General features: G+C 74.1%; 14 protein-coding genes. 12 read left to right on the forward strand and 2 right to left on the reverse strand.

Features of this window, described 5'->3' with window-relative positions; all coding sequences use genetic code 11:
- Positions 1-47 precede the first annotated feature (47 nt).
- The 11 genes from AC5R91_RS01705 (at position 48) to AC5R91_RS01755 (ending at position 15,030) form a co-directional block, all read left to right on the forward strand.
- Positions 48-1,217 (forward strand): LLM class flavin-dependent oxidoreductase, encoded by a 1,170-nt coding sequence (locus tag AC5R91_RS01705; protein WP_495395309.1) that lies wholly within the window; start codon positions 48-50, stop codon positions 1,215-1,217.
- A gap of 77 nt (positions 1,218-1,294) precedes the next feature.
- Positions 1,295-2,512, forward strand: a complete 1,218-nt coding sequence (locus AC5R91_RS01710) for an acyl-CoA dehydrogenase family protein (protein WP_495397875.1) — start codon at positions 1,295-1,297, stop codon at positions 2,510-2,512.
- A gap of 133 nt (positions 2,513-2,645) precedes the next feature.
- On the forward strand, positions 2,646-4,316 hold the full coding sequence (locus tag AC5R91_RS01715; protein WP_495395310.1) for an ABC transporter substrate-binding protein: 1,671 nt from the start codon (positions 2,646-2,648) through the stop codon (positions 4,314-4,316).
- A gap of 69 nt (positions 4,317-4,385) precedes the next feature.
- Positions 4,386-5,336 carry an ABC transporter permease gene (locus tag AC5R91_RS01720; RefSeq protein WP_495395311.1) on the forward strand — a complete coding sequence of 317 codons (951 nt, stop codon included), beginning with the start codon at positions 4,386-4,388 and terminating at the stop codon, positions 5,334-5,336.
- Between the two features lie 14 nt (positions 5,337-5,350).
- Entirely contained in the window at positions 5,351-6,454 is a 1,104-nt protein-coding gene (locus tag AC5R91_RS01725; RefSeq protein ID WP_495395312.1) for an ABC transporter permease, read from the forward strand.
- The gene (locus AC5R91_RS01730; RefSeq protein WP_495395313.1) at positions 6,451-8,163 is read left to right on the forward strand and encodes a dipeptide ABC transporter ATP-binding protein; all 1,713 of its coding nucleotides are present in this window, start codon (positions 6,451-6,453) and stop codon (positions 8,161-8,163) included. Before AC5R91_RS01725 ends, AC5R91_RS01730 begins: the two co-directional genes overlap by 4 nt.
- 106 nt (positions 8,164-8,269) lie before the next feature.
- On the forward strand, positions 8,270-10,180 hold the full coding sequence (locus AC5R91_RS01735; protein WP_495395314.1) for an FAD-dependent oxidoreductase: 1,911 nt from the start codon (positions 8,270-8,272) through the stop codon (positions 10,178-10,180).
- Positions 10,181-10,314: 134 nt separating this feature from the next.
- Entirely contained in the window at positions 10,315-11,685 is a 1,371-nt protein-coding gene (locus tag AC5R91_RS01740) for an FAD-binding oxidoreductase (RefSeq protein ID WP_495397877.1), read from the forward strand.
- Between the two features lie 85 nt (positions 11,686-11,770).
- Entirely contained in the window at positions 11,771-13,189 is a 1,419-nt protein-coding gene (locus AC5R91_RS01745) for an MFS transporter (protein WP_495395315.1), read from the forward strand.
- Between the two features lie 132 nt (positions 13,190-13,321).
- On the forward strand, positions 13,322-14,143 hold the full coding sequence (locus AC5R91_RS01750; RefSeq protein ID WP_495395316.1) for a thioesterase II family protein: 822 nt from the start codon (positions 13,322-13,324) through the stop codon (positions 14,141-14,143).
- A complete protein-coding gene (locus tag AC5R91_RS01755) occupies positions 14,143-15,030 on the forward strand; it encodes an LLM class flavin-dependent oxidoreductase (protein WP_495395317.1) in 888 nt (295 codons plus the stop codon). Before AC5R91_RS01750 ends, AC5R91_RS01755 begins: the two co-directional genes overlap by 1 nt.
- Positions 15,031-15,205: 175 nt before the next feature.
- Here the strand turns inward: AC5R91_RS01755 and AC5R91_RS01760 are convergent, their stop codons facing one another.
- Both AC5R91_RS01760 and AC5R91_RS01765 read right to left on the reverse strand, forming a co-directional pair.
- Positions 15,206-15,541, reverse strand: a complete 336-nt coding sequence (locus AC5R91_RS01760; protein ID WP_495395318.1) for a hypothetical protein — start codon at positions 15,539-15,541, stop codon at positions 15,206-15,208.
- Positions 15,542-15,598: 57 nt separating this feature from the next.
- Positions 15,599-17,113, reverse strand: a complete 1,515-nt coding sequence (locus tag AC5R91_RS01765) for an acyl-CoA carboxylase subunit beta (protein ID WP_495395319.1) — start codon at positions 17,111-17,113, stop codon at positions 15,599-15,601.
- A gap of 519 nt (positions 17,114-17,632) precedes the next feature.
- Here AC5R91_RS01765 and AC5R91_RS01770 point away from each other — a divergent pair.
- Positions 17,633-20,215 carry an MMPL family transporter gene (locus AC5R91_RS01770; protein ID WP_495395320.1) on the forward strand — a complete coding sequence of 861 codons (2,583 nt, stop codon included), beginning with the start codon at positions 17,633-17,635 and terminating at the stop codon, positions 20,213-20,215.
- Positions 20,216-20,228 lie beyond the last annotated feature (13 nt).

Below are 20,228 nucleotides of genomic sequence, written 5' to 3' on the forward strand. Positions count from 1 at the left end.
CCTGCCCCCACCGTCCCCGCGTCTGACCGTCTTCCCGGAGGACCCTGATGCCCGTCGAGTTCATCAGCGCGATCAACGTCAACTCAACCAACGAGCTCAATGGGCTCAGGAACACCACCATCGACCTGCCGTTCTTCAAGCGGTACGCGCGGGCGCTGGACGAGGGCGGCTTCGACTACACGCTCGTGGCCTACGGCTCGCCGTTCCATGATCCGTTCACCCTGGCCTCGGCGATCACCCAGCACACCGAGCGGGTCAGGCCGGTCGTGGCGCTGCGGCCCAACACGATGTACCCGACGGTCGCCGCCAAGCAGCTCGCCACGCTCGACCAGCTCAGCGGCGGGCGGGCCGTCGTGCACTTCATCGCCGGTGGCGACGACCACGAGCAGGCCCGCGAGGGCGACCGGCTGAGCAAGACCGAGCGGTACGCCCGGCAGTCGGAGTACATCGACATCCTGCGCAGGGTGTGGACCTCGACGACACCGTTCGACCACGCCGGGACCTACTACTCGTTCGAGGACTTCGTCTCCCTGGTCCGGCCGGTCAACGGCACCATCCCGGTGTCGGTCGGCGGCTCCTCGGCGGAGGCCTACCAGGTCGGCGGCGCCAAGGGCGACATCTTCGGGCTGTGGGGCGAGCCGCTGGCCGAGACCCGCCAGCAGATCGACGCGGTGAACGAGCAGGCACGCCTCGCCGGTCGCAGCGACACCCCGCGGATCTGGGTGAGCTTCCGGCCGATCATCGCGCCGACCGAGGAGCTCGCCTGGGAGAAGGCACACCACATCCTGGACGTCCTGCAGGGCAACGGCGGACTCCACCGGGGCTTCCGGGTGGACCGCAAGGCCGCTCCGGCCAACGTCGGCTCCCAGCGGCTGCTGGCCGCCGCCGCCCGCGGCGAGGTGCACGACCGTGCGCTGTGGACCGCACCCGCCAAGGCGACCAACGCCGCCGGCGCGTCGACGGCCCTGGTCGGGACGCCGGAGACGGTCGCCGCGGCGATCCTCGACTACATCGACCTCGGCGCCGAACTGATCTCGATCCGCGGCTACGACAACTTCAACGACGTCGTCGACTACGGCCGCTACGTCCTGCCGCTGGTGCGCCAGGAGTTGGCCCACCGGGAGGCGACCGGCCAGCGCGGCGAGGTCGTCCCCCTCGACGCCGGCCTCTCCCGGCCCGAGCTCGTCGGCGCGGCCGGGGCGGGGGTGGCGTCATGACCCCCCCGACCGAGGTGACCGTCCCGACCGGCGTGACCGTCCTGACCGGCGTGACCGTCCCGACCGGCGTGGCCGGCGTGATCGCGCCGACGGGTACCGAGGCCGAGTCCGTGCCGGTGGGCGAGGTCACGCCCACGACGCCGCTGCCCGCGGTCGACATCTCCGACGAGGCGCTGGCCCGGGTCGGCGCCCAGCTCGCCGCCACCGCCGAGGAGTACGACCGGTCCGGGGAGTTCCCCTGGAAGGGCGTGCAGGCCGTGCACGACGCGGGCCTGCTGCGCCTGGGCATCGACCCGCGCTACGGCGGGCGGGCGCTGAGCCCGACCGACAGCATCCGGGTGTTCGAGGCCCTCGGCAAGGGCGACCCGTCGGTGGCGCTGGTCTCCGCGATGACCGTCTTCCAGCACGTGCTGCAGGCCCGTGACCCGTTCTGGCCCGACGAGCTGTACCGGCAGGTCGTCGCCGACTCGCTGGACCGGCCGGTGCTGCTCAACGCGATCCGGGCCGAGCCGGAGCTCGGCGCCCCGGCCCGTGGCGGCCTGCCGGCGACGAAGATCCGGCGCACCGCGGACGGCTGGGTGATCAACGGGCACAAGGGCTTCGCGACCAGCTCCGAGGGGCTGAGCTACCACCTGGTCTGGGTCGCCACAGAGGAGGACGACCCGCTGCTCGGGCACGTGATCATTCCCGCCGACTCGCCCGGCATCGAGATCGTCCGTACCTGGGACCACTTCGGGCTGCGGGCGAGCAGCACCCACGACGTGATCTACCGTGACGTCGAGGTGCCCGCCGCCAACTTCCGCGGACTGCCCGCCTCCGCCCAGACCCCGGACGCCGGGTTCGCCGCCGTCGGGATCGGGGCGACCGCCCTGTACATCGGGGTGGCCCGGGCCGCGCAGGAGTTCTTCGTGCGCTTCGCCAACGAGCGGGTCCCCACGGCGCTGGGCCGGCCGATCGCCACGACCGAGCGGATCCAGACGGTCGCCGGGGAGATCGAGGCGCAGCTCGTCGCCGCCGAGGAGATCGCCTTCGGGGTGGCCCGCCGCTTCGAGGATGGCGCACCGGAGGCGGCGGAACGCTCCGTTCTCGCCAAGCCGCTCATCGCCCGGGCCGCGATCACCGCCGTGCAGACCGCGGTCGCCGCGATCGGCAATCCCGGCCTGACGCGGCGCAACCCGCTCGAACGCCACCTGCGTGACGTCCACTGCGTCCGGGTCCACCCGCCGCAGGAGGACACCGCGCTGCTCATCGCGGGCCGGCGTGTCCTCGCCGCCGCGGCGCCCGCCGCCGGCTAGCCACCGCCGCGGCTCCACCAGCCCGGCCCCGGTCCATCCAGCCCGGCCCCAGTCCATGCCTGCCCACTCCATCCATCCCGTCCACCATCGTGTCCGCTCGTCGCGGAACGTCACAAGGGGGAGCACCATCACCATGTTCACGTCGCACCGTCACCGAACGAGGCGACGGCTGGCCGCAACAGCCGTCTCCGTCCTCGCGGCCGTCTCCCTCGCGGCCTGCGGGAGCGGCGGTTCCTCCTCCGGCGGCAGCTCGGCGGCCGGCGGCACCCAGGACGGCAAGCCCGTTCCCGGCGGGCGTCTGAAGATCGCCTTCTGGTCGGACTTCCAGGCCTGCATCGATCCGAACCAGGTGTACTGGATCGAGTCCCGCAGCATCGACCGCAACGTGGCCGACTCGCTGACCGACCAGGACCCGAAGACCGGCAAGATCGTCCCCTGGCTGGCCACGAGCTGGACGGTGAACGCCGACGCCACCTCGTACACGTTCAACCTGCGCAAGGACGTGACGTTCAGCGACGGCACCAAATTCGACGCGACCGCGGTCAAGACGGCCTACGACGGGCTGCACGACCTCGGCGCCAAGTCGACGCTCGGCGTCACCTACCTGGCCGGCTACAAGTCGACCACCGTCGTCGACCCGTTCACCGTCAGGGTCGACTTCGCCACGCCCAACGCCGCGTTCCTGCAGGCATCCTCGACGACGACGACGGCCATCCTGTCGCCGGCGACCTACAAGGAGACGCCCGAGGCACGCTGCGCCGGCAAGATCGTCGGCTCCGGCGAGTTCACCCTCGACAGCTACTCGGCCGGCAAGTCGGCGAAGCTCACCAAGCGTGCCGGCTACGCCTGGCCCAGCTCGCTGATCACCAACAAGGGCGCTGCGTACCTCGACGGCATCGACGTCAGCTACATCGCCGAGGACAACGTCCGGGTCGGCAGCCTGACCAACGGCACGATCGACATCGCCTGGCCGCGCCAGCCGATCACCTCCGCCGACCAGCAGGTCATCAAGGCCTCCGGCGCCACCGTCGAGACCCGCGCCCTGCCCGGCATCAGCGGGAACCTGTACCCGAACGTCACCGCCGGGCGGCCGCTGGCCGATCTGCAGGTGCGCAAGGCGCTGTACAAGGCACTGGACCTGAACACCTACGCCAAGACCGTCTTCTGGGACGGCTACCCGGTGGCCAAGAGCCCGCTGACCTCGACCACCCCGTACGTGGCGGACGAGTCGGCCAAGCTCGCCTACGACCCCGCCGGGGCGGGCAAGCTGCTCGACGCCGCGGGTTGGAAGCCGGGCTCCGACGGCTTCCGGCAGAAGGACGGCAAGAAGCTGACCCTGATCTACGCCACCACCGCGCCGGGCCCCGGTGACCAGCTCATCCAGGACCAGCTCAAGAAGGTCGGCATCGACCTCCAGATCAAGACCCTCACGGCCGCGCAGCTCACCCCGAACGGCAACGCCGGCAACTACGACCTCGCGCCCAGCTACCTGACCCGGGCGGACCCGAGCGTGCTCGGCTCGTCGCTCGACCAGGCCGTGTCCAAGCAGTACACCGCCAAGTACTCCCAGGACCCCGCGACCGCGGCCAAGGTCAGCGCGCTGTTCGCCAAGGGGCTGTCCACCGTCGACCCCGACAAGCGCGGCGCCGCCTACCAGGACCTGCAGGACTACCTGATCGACAACGGCGTGGCCTACCCGCTCTACGACCGGCTGCAGACCGCTGGTGTCTCGGCCAAGGTGCACGGCTTCGCCTGGACCTCGGAGAGCTTCCTGCGCGCCAACGACATCTGGCTGTCCAAGTAGGACCCCGCACCCAGCACCGGAACCACCACCGTGGGACCGGAACCCGCCACCGTAGGAACCGGTACCCACATGCCCCGCTATCTCGCCGGTAGGGTCGCCCAGGCACTCCTCGTGCTCTGGGCGGCCTACACCGTCACCTTCATCATCCTGAACGTCCTGCCCAGCGACCCGATCAGCCTGCAGCTCGAGGCGAGCGGCTCCGACATCAGCCAGCTCACCGCGGCGCAGGTGCACGACCTCAAGGCGCACTACGGCCTCGACGACCCGATCCTCGTCCAGTACTTCCACCACCTGTGGGGGGCGCTGCACCTCGACTTCGGGATGTCGCTGACGCAGAACGTCTCGGTGGGCAAGCTCATCACCGACCGGCTGCCCTCGACGCTCCTGCTCAGCGCCGTCGCGGTCGTGATCATGCTGGTGCTCGGCACCTCCGTCGCCTTCCTCGCCACCTACGTCCAGTGGCGCCCGGCGCGGATGCTGCTCGCCCGGCTGCCCGCCGTCGGCGTCTCGCTGCCGCAGTTCTTCGTCGGGCTGCTGCTCATCCAGGTCTTCTCGTTCTCGCTGACCTGGCTGCCCGCGACCGGCACCCACGGCTGGCGCTCCCTGGTACTGCCGGCGATCACGTTGGCCCTGCCGGGCTCCGCGATGCTCGCCCAACTGCTCACCCGCAGCCTCAGCGACACCTGGCGCGAGCCCTACATCGTCACCGCCCGGGCCAAGGGTCTGTCCCGCTGGACGATCCAGGTCCGGCACGCGCTGCGCAACGCCTCGCTACCGGCGTTGACCCTGCTCGGCGTCGTCGTCGCGTACACCGTGGTCAACTCGGTCGTCGTCGAGGTGGTGTTTACCCGCAACGGCATCGGCCAGCTCGCGCAGCAGGCGGTGCTCAGCCAGGACGTGCCCGTCGTCCAGGCCATCGTCCTGATCGCGGCGGCGCTGTTCGTCGCGGTCAGCCTGCTCGTCGACCTGCTCTACTCGCTGCTCGACCCGCGCGTCGCCCGCGCGGCTCGGGCGGCCTGAGGGGGACCGTACCGATGCCCGACAAGATCTTTTCCCCGAACACCGACCTCGTCGCGCCGCCGGAGCAGCGCGCCGCCGTCGCCCGCGCCGCCGTCGCCCGCGCCGCCGGGCCGGCAGTGGCCGCGCCACCGGTCCTCACCCCGGCCGGGGTCGCCCAGCCCGGCCCCGCCACGGCGCCGGCCGCCGTCGCGGTGCCGGCGGACGTCGCCGATCCGGTCGGCACCGCGGAGCCGGCCGGCACCGCGATCCCGGCGCCGGGTGACGCCGGGGCGGGCGGGGAGGTGCGGCGACGACGGCACGACCTGCTCGCGGCGGCCGGACCCCTGCTGCGCCGCCCGGGGTTCGTCCTCGCCGCGCTGTTCGTCGTCTTCGTGATCGTGTCGGGCCTCGCGCCGTCGCTGTTCACCTCCTACAAGCCGTCCGCCACGTCCCCGACGGACAAGCTGAAGGGGCCGAGCGTGCACCACCTGTTCGGCACGGACGAACTCGGCCGGGACCTGTTCAGCCGGGTCCTGCACGGCTCCACCCTGACGATCAAGGCGACCGGCGGCGCGGTGCTCATCGCCATCGTCGCGGGGCTGACCCTCGGCGTCGTCGCCGGCTTCTTCGGCGGCTGGGTCGACAGCCTGCTCATGCGGCTCGTCGACATCCTGCTGGCGATCCCGGCGCTCCTGATGGCCCTGGTCATCGTCACCGCGCTCGGGTTCGGCCTGCTGCCGATCGCGATCGCCGTCGGGACCACCATCACCCCCACCTTCGCCCGCACCACCCGGGCCGAGGTGCTACGGGTGAAGGAACAGCCCTACGTGGAGGCGGCGCGCACCGGCGGCGCCTCCTGGGGCCGGGTGCTGGTGCGCCACATCCTGCCGAACTCCTGGGGCCCGGTGTCCGTGCTCGCGGTGCTCGACTTCGGCACGGCCGTGCTGGTCATCTCCTCCCTGAGCTTCCTCGGGTTCGGCACGCCGCCGCCCGCCGCGGAGTGGGGCACGCTGATCTCCAACGGCCGCAACTTCCTCATCACCAGCCCCTGGCTGTCGCTGCTGCCCGGCCTGTTCGTCGGCCTGGTCGTGTTCAGCCTCAACCACATCGCCCGCACCCTCGAGGAGATGCAGCGTTGAGCACCGAGACAGCGCCGCTCGGCGGTCCCGTCACGCCCGCCGACACCGGCCCCATCGTGGAGCTGGCCGGGCTGTCCGTCGGCTACCAGCAGCGCGGACGCACCACCCTGGCGGTCGAGGACGTCGATCTCACGATCGCCCCCGGGGAGACGGTGGCCGTCGTCGGCGAGTCCGGCTCGGGCAAGACGACGACGGCGAACGCGATCCTTGGGCTGCTGCCGTCGAGTGGGGTGATCACCGCCGGCCGCATCCGCATCGCCGGCACCGACGTCACCGGTGCCCCCGACCGGGTGCTGCGCACGTTCCGCGGCAACGTCGTCGGGCTCGTCCCGCAGGACCCGATGGTCGGGCTCAACCCGACGATGCGCATCGGCGGGCAGATCGCCGAGGTGGTGCGCCGCCGCGGCGTCGACAAGCGCCTCGTCCACGCGGAGGTGATCGAGGCGCTGGAGCGCGCCGGGGTGGACCAGCCGGCGGTGCGCGCCCGGCAGTACCCCAACGCGCTGTCCGGCGGGCTGCGCCAGCGGGTGCTCATCGCCATCGCGATCGCCGGACATCCCCGGCTCATCGTCGCCGACGAGCCGACCAGCGCGCTCGACGTCACCGTGCAGCGGCGCATCCTCGACCACCTCGGCGGCCTCGTCGCCGAGACGGGCGCGTCGCTGCTGATCATCACGCATGATCTCGGTGTCGCCGCCGACCGGGCCGACCGGGTCGTGGTCATGCAACGCGGGCGGATCGTCGAGCAGGGGGACCCCGAGGCGATCCTGCTGCGGCCCCGGGAGCCCTACACCCGCCACCTCATCGCCGCCGCCCCGGCGCTGTCGCACGCCGGCGGCGTCGTGCCCCGCTTCACCGACGTCACCCCGGCACCCGAGGTGCTGCGTCTGGACGGGATCGGCAAGGACTTCCGGCTGCCCCGCACCGCGAGCGGCGAGCGGACGTTCCGCGCCCTCGACGACGTCACCCTGTCGGTGCGCGCCGGGCAGACCCTCGGGCTCGTCGGCGAGTCCGGCTCCGGCAAGACCACCGCGCTGCGCATCGCGATGGGCCTGGAGAAGCCGACCCAGGGCCGCGTCCACCTCGACGGCGTCGACATCACCGACGCCGGCTGGTCGCAGCTGCGCCCGCTGCGGCGGCGCTTCCAGCTCGTCCACCAGAACCCGTACTCGTCGCTGGACCCGCGGTTCACCGTCGCGCAGACCATCGCCGAGCCGTTGGTGTCGTTCCGGGTCGGCGACCGGGCCAGCCGCGCCGGGCGGGTCCGCGAGCTGCTCGACCAGGTGGCCCTGCCGGCGGCGTTCGCCGACCGCAAGCCGGCGGAGCTCTCCGGTGGCCAGCGCCAGCGGGTCGCGATCGCCCGGGCGCTCGCTCTCGAACCCGAGCTGGTGTTCCTCGACGAGCCGGTGTCGGCGCTCGACGTGTCCGTGCAGGAGCAGATCCTCACCCTCCTGCTGCGGCTGCAGCAGGACCTGGGGGTCGGCTACCTGTTCATCTCCCACGACCTCGCGGTCGTCGCCCAGCTCGCCCACCACGTCGCGGTGCTGCGGGGCGGGCGGATCGTCGAGACCGGCCCCGCCGAGAAGATCCTCACCGCCCCGGCCGAGGAGCACACCCGCGAACTGCTCGGCGCGGTCCCCGGCCAGCGGTTCGCCGCCGAGCTCGCCGCCGCCGCGACGGCCGCGACGCCGCCCGGAGCCGCGCGGTGAACCGACGGGGACCGATCCAGGCCACGGCCGCGGGGACGCGCGGAACCCGGCTTCGGTGGCACAGTCAGGACAACACGGGCCAGACGCGACAGAGAGGAACGGGGCGATGAGCCGCCGGTACGTTGTCATCGGAGCCGGCGCGGTCGGCGCGACCATCGCCGCGGAGCTGTCCCTCGCCGGCATCGACGTCGTCGTCGTCGCCCGGGGCGCCAATCTCGCCGCGCTGCGCGCCCACGGGCTGCGCTACATCCGCCCCCCGGCCGCCGAGGGCGGCCCGGCCGAGGAACGGCGTGTGGACCTGGCGGTGGCCGGCGGGCCGGACGAGGTGGAGCTGCGCTCCGGCGACGTCCTCGTGCTCGCCACCAAGTCCCAGGATTCCGAGGCCCTGCTCGCCGCCTGGGCCTGGCAGCCGGTCGACGGCGGGCGCTCCACCGCCGCCGAGACGCTGCCCGTCGTGCTGCTGCAGAACGGCATCGAGAACGCCCGCACCGCGCTGCGCCGCTTCGCCGTCGTCGTCGACGCGATGGTGCTCAGCCCGTCGTCGCACCTGCGCCCGGGCGAGGTGATCTCCCCGGCGGCGCCGCTCGTCGCGGGGTTCCTGCTGGGCCGTGCGCCCGGCGGCGGCGTCGGCGACCCGGTCGTCGAACAGATCGCCGCCGACCTGCGCCGCGGGGCGAGTGCCGTGCGGATCGTCGACGACATCGGCCGCTGGAAGGCCGGCAAGCTGCTGGGCAACCTCGCCTACAACCTCGACGCGCTCTACCCGCCGAGCCCGCGGCGCGACGCCGCCTCCGCCGAGCTCGTCGCCGAGGCGCGTCGGGCGTTCGACGCCGCCGGCATCGACATCGCCGACCTGCGCCAGGACGGCGGGTTCGACCACACCCAGCTCGTCATCCACGACATCCCCGGCTTCCCGCGCCAGGGCAGCTCCACCTGGCAGAGCCTGGCCCGCGGCGGCTCGGTCGAATCGGACTTCCTCAACGGGGAGATCGTCCTGCTGGCCCGGCTGCACGGCCTGACCGCCCCGGTGAACGCGGGCGTGCAGCGGCGCGTCGCCGTCGCCGCCCGCCTCGGCACCCCGCCGGGCGGCCTCGGTGACGCCGACCTCGCCGAGCTGCTGGCCGCGGGTCGGGTGACGCGCGGGCCCAGGGCGGGCCGGCAGCCGAGCGGCGAGGTGCTCGTCGACGCCAAGGCGCTGCACGACGAGCTGGGCTCGGCGCAGGCGCCGCTGCTGCTCGACGTCCGCTGGGCGCTCGGCGACCCGGACGGTCACGACCACTACCGCGAGGGTCACCTGCCGGGCGCCGTCTACGTCGACCTCGACACCGAGCTGGCCGCCGCCCCCGGGGGCACCGCCGGGCGCCACCCGCTGCCCGAGCTCGCCGACCTGCAGCGGGCCGCCCGCTCCTGGGGGCTGACCGCCGGGCGTCCGGTCGTCGTCTACGACGACAACGGCGGGCTGTCCGCCGCCCGGGCGTGGTGGCTGCTGCGCTGGGCCGGCGTCGCCGACGTCCGCATCCTCGACGGGGCGCTCGGCGCCTGGCGCGACGCCGGCCTGCCGATCGAGACCGGGGAGATCATCCCGCTGCCCGGCGACATCGTGCTCGAGCCGGGGCACCTGCCCGTCCTCGACGCCGACACCGCCGCCGCGGTGGCCCGCGAGGGGATCCTGCTCGACGCCCGCGCGCCCGAGCGGTACCGCGGCGAGGTGGAGCCGGTCGACCCGCGTGCCGGCCACATCCCGGGGGCGGTCAGCGCGTCGACGGGGGACAACCTCGACGCGGCCGGCCGGTTCCTGCCCGCCGCGGAGCTGCGCGCCCGCTTCCTCGCCCTCGGCGCCTCGGCCAGCGGCGGCGCCACGCAGGCGCCGATCGGGGTGTACTGCGGGTCGGGGGTGACGGCCTCGCACGAGATCGCCGCCCTCGCCGTCGCCGGCTTCGACGCGGCGCTGTTCCCGGGCTCCTGGTCGGCGTGGTCGTCCGACCCTGCCCGGCCGGTCGCCACCGGCCCGCGGTGACCGCCACCCCGCCCCGGCCGTCGGCGCCCCGGCCGTCGGCGCCCCGGCCGTCGGCGCCCCGGCCGGCCGCGGCCGGCAGCCCGCCCCGGCCGTCGGCGGCCGGCATCGCGCCGCGGGCCCGCGCCGCCGGCCCGGTGGACGCGGACGTGATCCGCGCGGACGCCTTCGCCGTCGCGCTGCCCGTCGGCCGGTGGAGCACGGACCCGGCGGTCGTCGACGCGCACCGCCTCGACCGCTCGGGCTGGATCCCCGACGGCCGCCCCCTCGGGGTGGCGTTCGCCCGCGAGGTCGCCGACGTGCAGGCGGTGCTGCGGGTCGCCGTCGCCCGCGGGGTGCCGGTGACGGTGCGCGGCGCCGGCACGGGCCTCGCCGGCGGCGCCGCGGCCGCGCCGGGCGGCGTCGTGCTGGACCTGGCCGGGATGAACCGCATCCGCGAGCTGTCCGTCGACGACGCCGTCGCCGTCGTCGAACCGGGCGTGATCACCGCCGACCTCGACGCCGCCGCCCGCGAGGCCGGCCTGTGCTACGCGCCGGACCCGGCGAGCGCGGCGATCTCCACGATCGGCGGGAACATCGCCACCAACGCCGGCGGGCTGCGCTGCGCCAAGTACGGCGTGACCCGCGAGTCGGTGCTGGGCCTCGACGTCGTCCTCGCCGACGGCGAGCTGATCAGCACCGGGCGGCGCACCGTCAAGGGCGTCGCCGGCTACGACCTGACCGGCCTGTTCGTCGGCTCCGAGGGCACCCTCGGCGTCGTCGTCGGCGCGACCGTGCGGCTGCGGCCGGCGCCGCGGGCCACCGTCACCCTCGCCGCCTTCTTCGACACCGTCGCCGCCGCGGTCGACGCGGTCACCGCGCTGGGCGCCGCCGGCATCGTCCCCGCCGTCGCCGAGCTGCTCGACGCCCGCACCGTGCGGGCCGTCGACGCCGCCACCGGCAGCGACCTGGCCGACCACGGGGAGGTGTTCCTGCTCGTCCAGACCGACGGGTCGGGCGCCGCCGAGGAGGCCGACGCCGCCGAGGCGGTCCTCGCTACCCGGGCCCGGCTGGTGCGGCGCTCCACCGACGCGGCGACCGCCGAGACGCTGCTCGCCGCCCGCCGCGCCGCGCTGCCCGCCCTGGAACGCCTCGGGCGGGTGCTCATCGAGGACATCGCCGTGCCGCGCGGGCGGTTGGCGCAGGCCGCCGCCCGCGTCGCCGAGATCGGCGCCGCCACCGGGGTGGAGATCTTCACCCTGGCGCACGCCGCCGACGGCAACCTGCACCCGATCATCGTCGTCGACCCGGCCGAGGCGGAGATCCCGCGCCGGGCGTGGGCGGCCGCCGAGCAGATCTTCGCGCTCGCACTGGAGCTCGGCGGCACGGTCACCGGCGAACACGGCGTCGGAGTGCTCAAACGCCGCTGGCTGGCCACCGAACTCGGCAGCCGCAGCCACGACCTGCAACGCCAGGTGCGCCGGGTCTTCGACCCGACCGGCATCCTCAACCCCGGCCGCGCCCTTTAGCGATCCTTGGCCACGCGCCCACGGCGCGGAACCGGACAGCGGGCCCGCCGCGCGCGGCCGTCCGCGACGATGGACACCGGTGACGATGACCACGACGGGCGAGGAGCGGATCATCGACGGCGTATTCCGGTCGCTGCGGGTGTACAACTTCCGGCTCTTCGCCGCCGGGCAGGTGCTGTCCGTCACGGGCACGTGGATGATGTTCACCGCCCAGGACTGGCTCGTCCTGTCGCTCAGCGGCGACTCCGGGACGGCCCTCGGGCTCGTCACCGCGCTGCAGTTCACCCCGGTGCTGCTGCTCACCCTCTACGGCGGCCGGCTCGCCGACCGGCACGACAAACGCCTGCTGCTCACCGGCGCCAACCTGGTCGCCGGCCTGCTCGCCCTGGCGCTGTCGACGCTCGTGTTCGCCGGCTCGGTGCGGCTGTGGCAGGTCTGCGCGTTCGCGCTGGCGATCGGCCTGGTCAACGCCATCGAGACGCCGACCCGGATGGCGTTCGTCAGCGAGCTGGTCGGCCCAGAGCTGCTGCCCAACGCCTCCGCGCTCAGCGCCGCCTACTTCAACATCGCCCGGGTCGTCGGCCCGGCCGCCGCCGGCCCGCTCATCGCCGGCTTCGGCACCGGCCCGGCGATGGCGATCAACGCCGCAAGCTACCTGGCGACCGTCGCCGGCCTGCGCCTGATGCGCCCGGCGGAGATCCACCGCCATGCCCGCCCCGCGGTCGCCCCCCGCATCGTCGACGGGCTGCGCTACGTGCTCGGCCGCGCCGATCTGGTCGTCGTGCTGGGCCTGGTGGCCGTCGTCGGCCTGTTCGGGATGAACTTCCAGCTCACCGTGCCGCTGCTGGCCCGCACCGTCTTCCACGCCGACGCCACCTCCTTCGGCCTGCTCACCACCGGGCTCGCCGCCGGTTCGCTGGTCGCCGCGCTGCTCACGACCGGCCGTCGCAGCCGCCCGCCGGCCAGGCTGGTGATCGTCTCGGCGTTCGGGTTCGGCGTGCTCGAGGCGGCGACGGGCGTCGCGCCGAGCTACCCGGCGGCGATCGGCCTGCTGGCGCTGACCGGCTTCGCGACCCTCTACTTCGCCCAGGCGGCCAACCACCGCATCCAACTCGGCAGCGACCCGAGCTACCGAGGCCGGGTGATGGCCCTGTACAGCCTCATCCTGCAGGGGACGACGCCGCTGGGCAGCCTGGGAGTCGGCTGGCTCGCCGAGCACCACAGCGCCCGCGCCGGCTTCTACGTCGGCGGCCTCGCCTCCGCCGCCGCCGCGATCATCGCCTGGGCGGCGAACCGCAGATGGGCCCCCGCGCCCGCCGCGTCGCTTCCCGCCGCGTCGCTTCCCGCCGCGTCGCTTCCCGCCGCGTCGCCTTCCGTCCCGTCGCCTCCGGTCCCGTCGCCTTTCGCCGGGTGCCCGGGCACCGGGCGGAAACAAATCGATGGTGATGTGGCCGACTCCCCTTCACAAGGCGAGCCGATGGCCGGCGTACCGCCTATTGTGTAGGTATGCGAATTCCTCCGGAGAAGGTGGTTCCGACGGAAAAGATGGTTCCGACGGGAAAAGTGGTTCCGACGGAAAAGGTGGTTCCGACGCCACGGCCGGGTGCTGGTCCGGGCCGGAGAAGGTGGTTTGGAGATGACCGTGTCCGCTGAGGCGGACCGGTGGCTGCGGCGGTTTCATGCGGGCCCGCCCGACGCCCCGCGGCTCGTTTGTTTCCCGCACGCGGGCGGCGCCGCGAGTACCTATCTGCCGATCTCGAAGGCGTTGTCCTCGGTCGCCGAGGTACAGGCCGTGCAGTATCCGGGGCGGCAGGACCGGCGGGCGGAGCCGGCGCACACGGCCATCGCGCCGCTCGCCGACCGGATCGCCGAGGTCCTCGCCCCGCTCACCGACCGACCCCTGGCCCTCTTCGGGCACAGCATGGGGGCGATCGTCGGCTTCGAGGTCATCCGCCGGCTGGCGGCGGCCGGCGGTCCGGCGCCGTTCGTGCTGTTCGCGTCGGGGCGGCGGGCGCCGTCGACCGAACGGGTCGAGACCGTCCACCGTCGCGACGACGCGGGCTTTCTCCGGGAGATGCGCGAGCTCGGTGGGACCGATCCGCGGGTTCTCGCCGACCCCGAACTCGTCGAGATGGTCCTGCCGCCGACCCGCGCCGACTATCAGGCGATCGAAACGTATTCCGCGCCGCATGACGCCGTGATTGGCACCGCCGTCGTCGCGATGGTGGGGGACTCCGATCCGAGGGTGACCCTCGCCGAGGCGGAGCTCTGGCGCCGGCACACCACCGGACCGTTCGAGGTGAAGGTGTTCCCCGGCGGCCACTTCTACCTGTCCGACCAGCAGGGCGCCGTGGTGGCCGCGGTCTCGGCCGGGCTCGCCGCAGGACAAGCCACGTTCGCACCGCGGCGCGGCTCCTTTGGCTCCGCCGTACCGGGCCACGAAGCAGGAGGACAATGATGGCGGTCGAATTCGTCAATGCCGCTAACTGGCGTGAGCCGGGCGCGGGCATTGCGGCCGACTTTTGGCGTGGCAAGCTCGACCCGGAGTACGTCCGTCGATGCACGCGCACGCTGGAGGACTTCGGGTTCGACTACACGTTGGTGGCCTACCACTCGGCGGGTCCTGACCAGTACGTTCGCTCGGCGGAAATCCTCACCTACACCGAGCGTCTGAAGCCGATGGTCGCCGTGCGGCCGAACACGTCGTTCCCGACGGTTGCCGCCCAGGCGCTGTCCACCCTCGACCAGCTTGGCAAGGGGCGCACGGCGGTCCACATCATCTCCGGTTCGAGCAACGAGGAGCAGCAGCGGCAGGGCGACTACCTCGAGAAGGATGCTCGTTACCGGCGCTCCGCCGAGTTCGTGCAGATCCTGCGAGATGTGTGGACGAAGACCGAGCCGTTCTCGCACCACGGCGAATTCTACGACTTCGATGACTTCGGGCCCGGTTACCAGACCTATTCCGGTGAGCCGATTCCGGTCTCCCTCGGCGGATCGTCGGATTACGCCTATGCGGCGGGTGGCGCTCAGGCGGACATCTTCGCGCTGTGGGGAGAGCCGCTGGAGCAGACCAAGCAGCAGATTGACCGGGTCTACGAGGAGGCGCGGAAGGTCGGCCGGACCGGCAAAATCCGCTTCTGGGTCACCTTCCGGCCGATAGTCGCCGAGACCGACGAACTGGCGCAGCGCAAGGCTCGCAGGCTCGTCGAGCAGTCCAAGGCGCACTACGGCGAGGTGCTGAAGGTCAACCTGCCGAACGTGGGCTCGCAGCGTCTGCGCGACCCGCCCGTGCCGCCCGTGCCGCCCGTGCCGGCGGTGTCGCGGGTGTCGGCGGCCTGCTGGTAGAGCTGGGCGGCGATCCGGATGCGCGCCCGGTCCCGGGCGGCGCCGGCGAGCCTGAGCAGGTCGTCGAGCGAACGGGCGTGACGGGCCGCGGCGTCCCAGAACGGCTGCGCCGGAACGACATAGCAGCGGGTCCGGCCGGCGTGCTCGACTAGGACGGCCGCCGGGTGATAGCCGGTCACTGGCGCCCGGCGCCCGCCCGCTGCGCCACCAGCGCACTCGTCGCGTCCGGGACCTGTGCGCGCGGCTCGTGGCACAAGGCGTGCAGCACGGCGTCGATCCACCGTGGGTCTCGCGCGAGTGCCAGGTCGGGCAGCATCCCGGCGGTGGCGTCGGCGAGCAGGCCGGCGGGGATCGGGCCAGCGTGGCCGAGCCGCCGCGCGTCCAGCGCCACCGTGATCACGGTCCGTTCCAGCCGGGTGAACGTCCCGTCGGCGGGATCGGCGTAGGCGGCGATCAGCGCCTGGTCACCCTGCGCCGGACGCCTGACCAGACCGTGCTCGCGACTCGTCATGGTCGATCATCGCGCAGGACGACAGGCGACGGGGAACGTTTCGCCGCGCCGCCACCCTCAGAGCGGGATGTTGCCGTGCGCGCCGCGCCGCGCCGGCGCGGCGGCGAGCGCGCGGGCGATGCGTGGGCGGGTGTCGACCGGGTCGATGACGTCGTCGATGACGCCCAGCGCCACTCCGCGCTCGACGCCGCCGGCGGTGCGGGTGTGCTCCTCGACGAGGCGGGCGAGCACGCCGGGCCGGGCGTCGTCGGAGGCGGCGGTCAGCGCGCGCCGGTGCAGGATGCCGACGGCGGCTTCGGCGCCCATCACGGCGACCTCGGCCTCGGGCCAGGCGAGTACGGCCGTGGCCCCGAGCGAGCGGGAGTTCATCGCGATGTAGGCGCCGCCGAACGACTTGCGGGTGATGAGCGTGACCCGGGGGACGGTCGCCTCGGCGAAGGCGTAGAGCAGCTTCGCGCCGCGGCGGACCACCCCGTCCCATTCCTGGCCGACGCCGGGCAGGTAGCCGGGGACGTCGACGAGGACGACGAGCGGGACGCCGAAGGAGTCGCACATCCGCACGAACCGGCTGGCCTTCTCGGCGCTCAGGGAGTCCAGGCAGCCGCCCTTGCGCAGCGGGTTGTTGGCGATCACGCCGACGCTGTGGCCGTAGAGCCGGCCGAGGCCGACGACGACGTTCGGTGCCCAGCGCGGCTGGAGCTCCTCGAAGCCCCCCGGGCCGTCGTCGCCGTCGAGCAGCCGGTACACCAGCGGGTGCACGTCGTAGGCCCGCCGCGCCCGCTGCGGCAGCAGTGACCGCGGGTCGCGCGGATCGGGCCCGACCCGCTCCGGCCCGGCGTTGGCAGCCGTGTCCTCGACGGTGATGGCGTCGGCGGCCGTCTCCTCGGCGGTGATGGCGTCGAGGTCGACGTGCCCCGGCGCCGCGAGCAGGGTGGTGATCCGGCGGGCCCGCTCGTAGGCGTCGCTCTCGGAGCGGGCGACGACGTGGACGACGCCGGAGCGCCGGCCGTGCGCGTCGGCGCCGCCGAGACCCGCCATGTCGATCTGCTCCCCGGTGACGCTGCGCACGACGTCCGGGCCGGTGACGAAGACCCGCCCGTCGGGCGCCATGATGACGACGTCGGTCAGCGCCGGCCCGTAGGCCGCGCCGCCGGCCGCGGGCCCCAGCACCACGGAGATCTGCGGCACCCGTCCGGAGGCGTGGATCATGGCGGCGAAGATCTGGCCGATGCCGTCGAGCGCCTCGACGCCCTCGGCCAGGCTCGCCCCGCCGGAGTGCCACAGCCCGACGACCGGCACGCCGTCGCGGACGGCCTCCTCGATGGCGGCCACGATCTGCCGGGCGCCGACGGCGCCGAGCGCCCCGCCCATCCGGGTGCCGTCCGTGCAGAAGGCGACCGCGGCCACGCCGTCGATGCGGCCCCGTCCGGCGAGCACCCGGCCGCCGGCGGGCGCGGCGGCGGCGACGAACGAGCCCGCGTCGAAAAGCTGGGACAGCCGGCGACCGGGGTCGCGCACATCCTGGCCGGGGATGACGACCGCGGTCTGGCCGATCCTGGTCGGCTGGGTCATGGCTTCCTCTCCCGCACGACGCCGGTGGCGGCGATCCGGTGTCGCAGATGCGATCCTCGGGCGCCACCCGCGCCACGCCACGGGTCGGTCGGTCACCGGCGGGCGGGCCGCCCCCGGCGTTCCTGCCAGTGTCGACCGGCGGTCTTGCATTCCCCTAAAGAATCGATAGAGCTCCCTCCCGCCCCGCGGAGAGCGGAAAAGGTCGCCGCATTTCCTCGCCCGCCTTTTCCGCCGCCACCGCCGCCGCGGACCGTGCCGGCGATCGCCCGCGGGGCGGCCGCCGCGGCCGCGGTCGGGATGGTGGTACCGCCGGTCCCGGCGCGGTTTCGCGGACGTGGAACGCCGACCCTCGAAGTCACGGCGACCGGCCGGCACCCCCGTGCCATCTCGACCGCACGGCGCCCGGCATTCGTTGACGCTGATCGTCTTGGTGCGCTCAGATTGTCCCCGAAGTAGCGGCAATACGGACAAACAGGGCGAGGCGCCGGAGGTGGCGGCCCGGGCGTCGAGGAGTGGGCTGTGGGACTGATCGCCGGGTGGTGCCTGCGGTACCGGTGGATCGCGGTGGGCACGTGGCTGATCGTTCTGGTTGCCGGCGGCGTGCTGGCGGGCCACGAGGGCGCCCGTTACCACCAGGCGTTCGGCGTCGCCGGCACCGATTCCCAGCTCGCGACCGACGCCCTGGCGAACGTCGTGCCCGCCGGCCTGCCCGACGCCGAGATGATCGTCGTGCGGGCCCGCGACGGCGACATCAACGCTCCGGCCGTCCGCCAGCGGATCGCGGCGATGACCGCGCGGGTCGCCCGGCTGCCCGGCGTGGCCACCGCGATCGATCCCTACGGGCCGGCCGGCGGCCTGCTGCTCGGCGTCGAGCCGGTGGCGCGCGACGGGCGCGCGGCGATCGTGGGCGTCGTGATGAAGGGCGCCGCGACGACCCCGGACCTCGCCGCCGTGCGGCGCCTGATCGCGACCGCCCGCGCCTACGACGGGCCGGACCTTCAGGTGGAGATGTCGGGCCCCGGCACGACGATGATCGTCCAGGGGGACATCTCCGTGACCCCCATCGCCCTGGCCGTCGTGGCCGCCACGATCATCCTGTGCCTGGTGGTACGAGCGCCGGGCGGGGTCGCCGTCTGCGCGCTGGTCGCCGGCGCGACCGCCGCGGGGGTGCAGGCCGGCGTTACCCTGCTCTCCCACCGGGTCGAGGTCAGCCCGCTGGCACCGCTGCTCGCCGTGATGCTCGCCGTGGGGACGAGCCTCGGCGCGGCGGTCGTGGTCGTCCACCACTGCCAGGCGGGGATGCGCGCCGGACGGCGGCCACGCGACGCGGTCGCCGCAAGCATGGCCCAGCCCGGGCGCGCGCTCGTCTGGGGTGGCATCGGCCTCGCCGTCGTCATGCTCGGCACCAGCACGCTGCACGCGAGTGTCCTCGCCGGCCTCGCCCCCGCCGCGTTCGTCGCGGCCGCGGTCGCCAGCCTCGTCATCGCGACCCTGCTGCCCGCGACGCTCGCCGTCGCGGGCCGGGCCCTGCTGGTCTGGACCGAGCGCACCCACCTGCGCGCCACCGGCCGCGGCCTGCCGGTCCGGCCGGGTCTGCGCTCGGTGTGGGCGGGCCTCGTCGGCCGCTTCCCGGGGATGCTCGCCGCCGCGGCGGTCCTGCTGCTGGCCGCGTTGGCACTGCCGATCATCGGCCTGCGCCTCGGCGGCGGCGACGGGGGTGTCGACCCGACATCGGTGACCACCCGGCGGGCCTACGACATCATCAGCGACGACTACATCGCGGGCCTGAACGGTCCCGTGCTCGTTGCCGTCTCGAACCTGCCCGCGGCGAACCTGCCCGCGGCGAACCTGCCCGCGGCGAACCCGACCGTCCTCGCGACCCTGATCGACCGCCTCGGGACCACCCCTGGGGTGGTCAGGGCCTTCCAGGTGCTGCAGAACCCCGCCACCCATTCGGCGCTCATCGAGGTGCTGCCCCACGCGGAGCCCCGGTCGGCGCAGGCCAGCGACCTCGTGCGGCGGCTGCGCACCCGGACGGTGCCCGCCGCCGTCGCCGGCACGACCGTGCGGGTGCACATCGGCGGCCAGACCGCGCTGTTCGACGACATGGCGGCCCGCTTCGCCAGGGTGCTGCCGGCCTTCGCGGCTCTCGAACTCGTCGTCCTCGGGGTGACCGTGCTCGCGAGCGTGCGCTTTGTCGGCCCCACCGTGGCGATCGTCGCGGCCAGCGCGCTGACCACGGCGGCGGCGCTCGGCGCCATCACCTTCGTCTTCTGCGACGGCCACCTCGCCGGCCTGCTCGGGGTGCGCGGCGGGCCGATCGAACCGTTCGTCCTCGGTCTCATCCTGATCCTCTCCTTCGGCCTGGCCATCGGCATGCACCTGACCCTGCTGCGCCGGCTGCGGGACCCGCAGGAGCAGCCGCCGGACGGCGGGGACCCCGCGACGGCGATCCGGTCGGGCCACGCGGACGTCGGCCACGTGGTCGTCGCGACCAGCCTGATCCTGATCGCCGTCTTCGCCGGGCTGGCCTGCCAGCAGGTGCGCACGATGAAGCTGCTCGGCCTCGGGCTGGCCGTCGGCGTCGCGCTCGACGCGCTGGTGCTGCGCGTCCTGCTGCTGCCGGCGCTGGTGCACCTCACCCGGGACGCCGCCGGCCGGCGGCCGGTTGCCGGGCCCGCCGCGGGGCGGTCGACGGTGCCCGGCGGTGAGGGAGCGCCGCGGCCGGCGGACCGGCCGGCCGCGCCGAGCGGGGTGCACGGGATGCCCGCGCCGCGGACCGCCCGGCCCGGGACCGCCTCTGCCGACAGCACCGGCACCGACGCGCCGCATGGCCCGGGCGTGCCGGTGGGGGCGGCCGCCGGCGGCGGGTCCGGCTCGCCGGCCGAGTCCGCACGCGCCGAGGACACGGTGCCGACCCGGCTACGCACCCGGGATCCGGCGCCGCGGGCTGCCGCCGGCGCGGTGGCCGGTCGCGAGGTCGACGCGGCGGCGCGCCTGCCCGGCGGCCAGGGCGTTGTGGGGCCGGCTACCGGACCCACCGCTACGGCACCGTGGAGCTGGTTCGAGCCTCACCGGCCGGCCAACCCGCGTCCGCACTGACTGGCGGCGATGG

It is taken from the genome of Frankia sp. BMG5.60 (assembly GCF_059428125.1).

Excerpts from the sequence above, each read along its gene's own strand:
- AC5R91_RS01705 (WP_495395309.1), top strand. The coding sequence starts at position 48 with ATGCCCGTCGAGTTCATCAGCGCGATCAACGTCAACTCAACCAACGAG.
- AC5R91_RS01715 (WP_495395310.1), top strand. The coding sequence starts at position 2,646 with ATGTTCACGTCGCACCGTCACCGAACGAGGCGACGGCTGGCCGCAACA.
- AC5R91_RS01720 (WP_495395311.1), top strand. The coding sequence starts at position 4,386 with ATGCCCCGCTATCTCGCCGGTAGGGTCGCCCAGGCACTCCTCGTGCTC.
- AC5R91_RS01725 (WP_495395312.1), top strand. The coding sequence starts at position 5,351 with ATGCCCGACAAGATCTTTTCCCCGAACACCGACCTCGTCGCGCCGCCG.
- AC5R91_RS01735 (WP_495395314.1), top strand. The coding sequence starts at position 8,270 with ATGAGCCGCCGGTACGTTGTCATCGGAGCCGGCGCGGTCGGCGCGACC.
- AC5R91_RS01745 (WP_495395315.1), top strand. The coding sequence starts at position 11,771 with ATGACCACGACGGGCGAGGAGCGGATCATCGACGGCGTATTCCGGTCG.
- AC5R91_RS01750 (WP_495395316.1), top strand. The coding sequence starts at position 13,322 with ATGACCGTGTCCGCTGAGGCGGACCGGTGGCTGCGGCGGTTTCATGCG.
- AC5R91_RS01755 (WP_495395317.1), top strand. The coding sequence starts at position 14,143 with ATGGCGGTCGAATTCGTCAATGCCGCTAACTGGCGTGAGCCGGGCGCG.
- AC5R91_RS01760 (WP_495395318.1), bottom strand. The coding sequence starts at position 15,541 with ATGACGAGTCGCGAGCACGGTCTGGTCAGGCGTCCGGCGCAGGGTGAC.
- AC5R91_RS01765 (WP_495395319.1), bottom strand. The coding sequence starts at position 17,113 with ATGACCCAGCCGACCAGGATCGGCCAGACCGCGGTCGTCATCCCCGGC.